We start from the raw sequence: 5,687 nt of genomic DNA on the forward strand, positions 1-5,687 counted from the left end.
AACCAAGGAAAACGTCTGGAGAAAGATCGGCAAACTCATTGACTTCTTTCCTCCACACGAATGCGCAAACTACTTCACGAACTCAGGATATGCTTCAACCTAAAATCATTTCGCTCTAGAAAATGAGACTGCGGCGTCTCTTCTGCGCGCACCGTAGGCGTAGCCAGACACAGGCCGAAAACCGCTAAAGGAATGATAGCCCATTTCATAGAAAAGCCCCCCGTTATTAAAACAGGAGGCTAAACTCATCCCCGCAGGGTGGCAAGTGTGCTTACAACCCGCCGCGCAGATAGTCCGTCTTGCCCAGTTCGACACCATAATGGCGCAGGATGGCGTAGGCGGTCGTCACGTGGAAGAACAGGTTGGGAATGACGAAGCCGACCACATAGCTGTAGCCCGTAAAGGGAATTTCGCGGTTCGGCAGTTTCAGCACCACGTCGCGGCTTTCGGCACCGTCAAACAGAGCCGGATCGACGGATTCGATATAGGCAATGGTCTTAGCCAGACGGTCTTTCAGCTCAGAAAAGGTCGTCTCGGTATCGGCCATGGACGGGATCTCCGTGCCGGTCAGGCGCGCCACGGCCCCTTTGGCTGTATCCGACACCGACTGAATCTGACGGCGCAGCGGGTGCATATCGAGCGCCAGACGCGCTTCGATGACCACCGACGGGTCGATCTTTTTGGCTTCGGCGAAGGCCTCGGCCTTGCTGAGGATATGGGTCAGGTTCTTCATCGCGTTGATGAGAACGGGCACGGTCATCGAATAGATCGAAACAGGCGGTATCTGGGTCATGGACAGTCTCTTAGGGGTGCCCGGTGCGGCACTTCACCCCAGATGGGCAGGGACTGACTACAATCAAGCCCGAAGCTGATATCAGACAACAGAAATCACCTTCAGCGGCCCGACGCGATCGGCCTCGGCCTCGGCGGCGAAGGTGCCATCGACCGTGATCTGATAGTCGCGCGCGGTGATGGTCGAAACCGACACCCACTCGCCCGTCGCCGTTTCCGGCGTCAGGGTCAGGCGCACGAAGCCGTTGCGGTCGGTCGAGGCGGCCAGCACTTCGTCATTCTGATCGGCCAGCACTTTGGCGAGGCTGAAATTGGGCAGCAGGTGATCGAACCACACGGTCGGGCTCGAAATCGCCGTGACGCCCAGTTCGACCGCCACGCGCTCACCTTTGGCGTCGTGCAGTTGGTTGGCCCAGGCCTGATGGCTGTCGCCCGACAGCACGACGGCACGCGCCTTGGCCTCGCGGATCAGGCCATAGAGACGCTCGCGTTCGGCCGGATAACCGTCCCAGGCGTCGAGATTGAGCGGCAGAGGGTCTTCGCTCTGGCTGAACAGGTCGATCATCGGCCCGATAACACCCGCCACATTGGGCGGCAGCATCTTCAGCATGCCTGCAATGCGTTCCTCACCGTACAGCGCCTTGAGGTCCGGGCCCTTGACCTTGGCCATCACCACCTGATTGCCGAACACCTGCCAGCGCACGCCATCGGCCACCGAGGCCTTCAGACCCGTCTGAAGCCACTGACGCTGCGTGGCCCCCAGCAGTTCGCGCGACGGCGCGTTCAGTTCGGCACGGAAGGCCGCGTAATCGGCCTTGCCCGCCGCATCGCGCTTGAGATCGGTCTGGTAGTCGAGCTGCTTTGTGCGCCCCAAAAAGCGCGTCTCGGTCATGAACAGCTCGGCCAGTTGCCCAAAACGGAAGGAGCGGTAGATGGCTTCGGATAGCATACCCGGCTGCGGGTCACGAATGGGCATCCATTCGCGATAGGCCTTCAGCGCGGCGGCCTTACGCACATCAAAGTCGCCTTCGGTCGCCGGCTGATGGTTTTCGGCCCCGTGCATCCACGGGTCGTTGCACATTTCGTGGTCATCAAAGACGCAGATCCATGCCGCGCGGGCGTGCGCCGCCTGAAGGTCGGCGTCGGCCTTGTACTGCGCGTGACGGGTGCGGTAATCGGCCAGCGACACGATCTCGTGCGGCGGCTCAGGAATCCGGCCCAGCAGGCGGCCATTGCCCATGCCATAATCATTCAGGCCCGCGCCGTATTCGTAGATGTAGTCGCCGAGGTGCAGGACGGCATCGACCTCTTTCAGATCGGCAATGGCGCGATAGGCGTTGAAATAGCCGTTGGAAAACAGGGAGCACGAGGCCACCGCCAGAACGACGCGATCGGTCTGCATCGGCAGAGTTTTGGCCTGACCGACGGGTGAGATCACGCCCTGACAGACGAAGCGGTAATAATAGGTCTGGGCCGGTTTGAGACCCGACGCATCGACCTTGACCGTATAGTCGCGCCCGGCGTCGGTGATGACACGCCCCGTGCCGCTCAGCTTGCGGAAATCGGCCTGTTCGGCGATCTGCCACACGACTTCGGTGGCGGCCTCAAGGCCCGACACGCGCGTCCACAGGATCAGGCGGTCGCTCAAGGGGTCGCCCGCCGCCACGCCGTGCGCAAAGTGCGCGCCCTTGATCGGCGCCTGACCGGACCCGGAGACGGCCGGAGCCGCCCCCATCAGACCGAAGGCCATCAGTGCCTTGCGGCGGCTTACCTTATACGTCGCGCTCATCTGTGCCGTCCCCTGCCGTGCGTACAGGACCGGCCATAAGCCGCTTCGGTGACAGGGTTATTGCGCCTGCGTGACAGTTTTGTTCACAGACTTATCCACATGGCGAAGGCATCTGAATTGATACGCTATCAACTGGCAGGCGCGGGGAGTCCAGTGCGTGAGCTTCAACAATAACGCGTGTGTTAAGCGCCGCGTCGCCCCCCTCCGCCTCGCAAGCTCGGCACCTCCCCACGGCAAAGCCGCAGGGAGGAGAGAAGTCAGTAATTGATGCGCAGTGTCACGCCAACCATGCGCGGTTCACCGGCGATGAAGGTGGCGATACCGAGATTGTCACCCGTATTGCCCGCGTCCTTGATATAGGCCTCGTCGGTGACGTTGTCGGCGTAGACTTCGAGCGACCACGGGGCGTTCAGCCGTGCGTAGCCGAGGCGCAGGTTCAGGAGGCCATAGGCGTCCTGCTTCTCGTCCTGCTTGGTGTCGGCCACCGGACGCAGGCCCGCCACGGCAGGCTGATACTTCGGCAGGTCGTTATTGTCGTCAAAGACGATTTCCGACTGCCAGGTATAGGTCGGGGTGAACCAGAAGCGGGCGTTTTGCGTGCTGAACTTGAAGCGCCCGCCCAGAGACAGGCTGTGGTCGGGGTTCAAACGGAAGCGGTTGCCTTCATAAAGGCCGTTGCCGAAGCGGGCGTGGCTGTAAGCATAGGTGACAAACAGGTCGGCCCCCGGCGTCAGGCGGTAATAGGCCTGGGTTTCAAGGCCATAGGCATCGGCTTCCCCGGCGCTGACCGTGATCAGGCCGCCGCTCTGGGTCGCCACCTGCGTCTGGAAGTTCTCGTACTTATAGCCATAGACCGCCGTATCCCAGCTCAGACGACCGTCCAGCAGGCGCGTCTTCAGACCCAGTTCAAGGCTATCGACGGTTTCGGCGTCGGCATAGGTAAACTTCGGCGCGGCCAGCGGCGTGCTGCCCGAATCGCCGCTGAGCACCTTGGGCTGACGCCCGCGCGCCGCCGAGACGTAGGCGTTGACCGTATCGCTGAAGGCATAGCGCGCCACCAGACGGTAGGTGACACCGTCGTCCGAGAAGCTCTGATCGATGCGGTTGCCATTGCCCGGCGTCGGCTGTTTGAAGATGCCGACCGGCGGCATACCGGCGACGACGGCCTGCACGACCAGCGGCGTTACCTGCGCCGTCCACGTGTTGATCTGCGCCTGCGACGGCATCGTGCCGGTCGCGGTGACGTACTGCGTGACCAGTTGCGTCACCTGCGCCTGAACATTAGCGGTGATGACCGGGGTCAGGCTGGACGCCGCTGCCAGAGCCGAGGGGTTTTCCACCGAGGCGGCATAGCCCGACACCTTATCGTCCTGCGTATAGCGCACGCCCGCACTCAGTTCGAGCTTGGGGGTGACGCGCCAGGTGAGATCCGCATAGGCGTCCACCGACTCCGTTTTACCGAAATTCGTCGAGGATTCGCGGTGGTTGGTCAGCACATAGGGCGACAGTACGCCGAAAGCGGCATTGGCCGTCGCGTCAAGAACCGCGGGCGATTGCGGCGTCGGGCGCGCCAGAGCGTTGCCGAGGAACAGACCGGCCAGACGCTCATTGATCTGCATGGGTACGGCGGTCGAGGCCTCTTCCTTGAAATAGCTCAGGCCCGCAAACCACGACACCGCCCCGCCGGCGTCGTAGTTGAGGCGCAATTCCTGTGACCACTGCTTGCCTCTGGCGTCTTCGGCGATGGCCAGCAGCGGCAGCGACATGCCGTCGGCGTCAAACACCTCCGAAGCCGAGAAGCGGCGATAGGCGCTGATCGACGACAGGCGATAGGCGTCCGACAGACGCCATTCGCCCAGAAGCGTGGTGCCGGTGACGGTGCGCTCCAGACCCAGATCGCGGTTCTTGAACCCCGCCCCGTTGGCCAGAGCCGCGCCGGAGGTCGGCGACAGGTCGCCGATCACGGCCCCTGTCTTCGGGTCGGTCGGGGTAAAGGTGCCCGACTTGAAGCCCGTGCCCGGCGTCGAATCCTTCTGATAGTTGGTGATCAGGTCGAAACGCAGGGTCTCTGTCGGACGCCAGGCGGCGGTAAAGCGCAGGGCATCGCTGCCCAGACCGTTGAAGTCCTCGCCCCCCAGCCGGTTTTCGGTATAGCCGTCGCGGTGCTTGGTGCGGCCCGACAGGCGCACGGCCAGCGTGTCGCTGAGCGGCACGTTCACCATGGCATCGACCATACGGTAATTATAGTCGCCCACGCTGATGGCCGCCTTGCCGTCCAGCATCGGCTTGGCCTTGGCCTGAATGATATTGACCGCCCCGATCAGAGCGCCACGCCCGAACAGGGTCGATTGGGGCCCCTTGGCAACCTCGACGCGATCGAGATCGAACAGTTCGACATAGGCCCCGCGTGAGCGCGAGATCGACACACCGTCCTGAAACACCGAGACGCGCGCTTCGCCGGTCGCCGCACCCGAATCGGAGGTGATGCCGCGCATCACAAAACCGGGATTGTTCGGCGACTGATCCTGCACCTCAAAGCCCGGCACAAACAGCGACAGTTCGGCAAAATCGGTAACGCCGACATCGGTCAGGAAGGACGCACTGAGGCCCGTCACCGCCGCCGGGACATTGAGCAGCTTCTGCTCGCGCTTTTGCAGCGTCACCACGATTTCCGGCACGCTGGCCTCATCGGAGCCACGCGTTGTTTGTGTCTGGGTCTGGGTCTGGGTCTGGATCTGGGCCAGAGCCGGCGCAGCCAGCAACAGAGCCACAACGGAAACGGAGGCAAGGCGCAGGACGGTCATGGACGGCTTCCTTTGGCTGGAGGATTAAGACAGAACATCCATCGCTTAACCAAAGCTTATGACAGTAAGGTTGCAGCCGTCACAATTACGCCCCCTTCTTGCCGATTGCTGCGTCCTGTCACGTAAAAGCGACAATTCCGGGCGAAACTGTGAACCTGTGCGCCAACGAGTCGTATTAGGTAATCTCGTTATTTTTTCGCGTCCCCCTCTTGTCAGTCGAAACCGTAACTCTTATAGTTACGCTTACCGCAGATCATTCTCTTAAAGGAGCCCGCCATGCGTCACGTCTTCAAATCGACCCT

3 protein-coding genes are annotated in these 5,687 nt (G+C 61.8%); all 3 read right to left on the bottom strand.

What is annotated here, in order from left to right; genetic code table 11:
• Window positions 1-271 precede the first annotated feature (271 nt).
• The 3 genes from Q0072_RS04810 to Q0072_RS04820 all read right to left on the bottom strand — a co-directional run bounded on the left by Q0072_RS04810 (window position 272) and on the right by Q0072_RS04820 (window position 5,385).
• The gene (locus Q0072_RS04810) at window positions 272-793 is read right to left on the bottom strand and encodes a DUF1993 family protein (protein ID WP_298326490.1); all 522 of its coding nucleotides are present in this window, start codon (window positions 791-793) and stop codon (window positions 272-274) included.
• Between the two features lie 81 nt (window positions 794-874).
• Window positions 875-2,581 carry an alkaline phosphatase D family protein gene (locus Q0072_RS04815; RefSeq protein WP_298326493.1) on the bottom strand — a complete coding sequence of 569 codons (1,707 nt, stop codon included), beginning with the start codon at window positions 2,579-2,581 and terminating at the stop codon, window positions 875-877.
• Window positions 2,582-2,838: 257 nt separating this feature from the next.
• Entirely contained in the window at window positions 2,839-5,385 is a 2,547-nt protein-coding gene (locus tag Q0072_RS04820; RefSeq protein ID WP_298326496.1) for a TonB-dependent receptor, read from the bottom strand.
• Between the last annotated feature and the right edge of the window lie 302 nt (window positions 5,386-5,687).

The sequence above is a fragment of the Asticcacaulis sp. genome (assembly GCF_027484505.1).
In the GTDB taxonomy this organism is placed as follows: domain Bacteria; phylum Pseudomonadota; class Alphaproteobacteria; order Caulobacterales; family Caulobacteraceae; genus Asticcacaulis.

What these genes read in the sequence shown, in the direction of transcription:
- Q0072_RS04810 (WP_298326490.1), bottom strand. Translation starts at nt 793, where the DNA reads ATGACCCAGATACCGCCTGTTTCGATCTATTCGATGACCGTGCCCGTT.
- Q0072_RS04815 (WP_298326493.1), bottom strand. Translation starts at nt 2,581, where the DNA reads ATGAGCGCGACGTATAAGGTAAGCCGCCGCAAGGCACTGATGGCCTTC.
- Q0072_RS04820 (WP_298326496.1), bottom strand. Translation starts at nt 5,385, where the DNA reads ATGACCGTCCTGCGCCTTGCCTCCGTTTCCGTTGTGGCTCTGTTGCTG.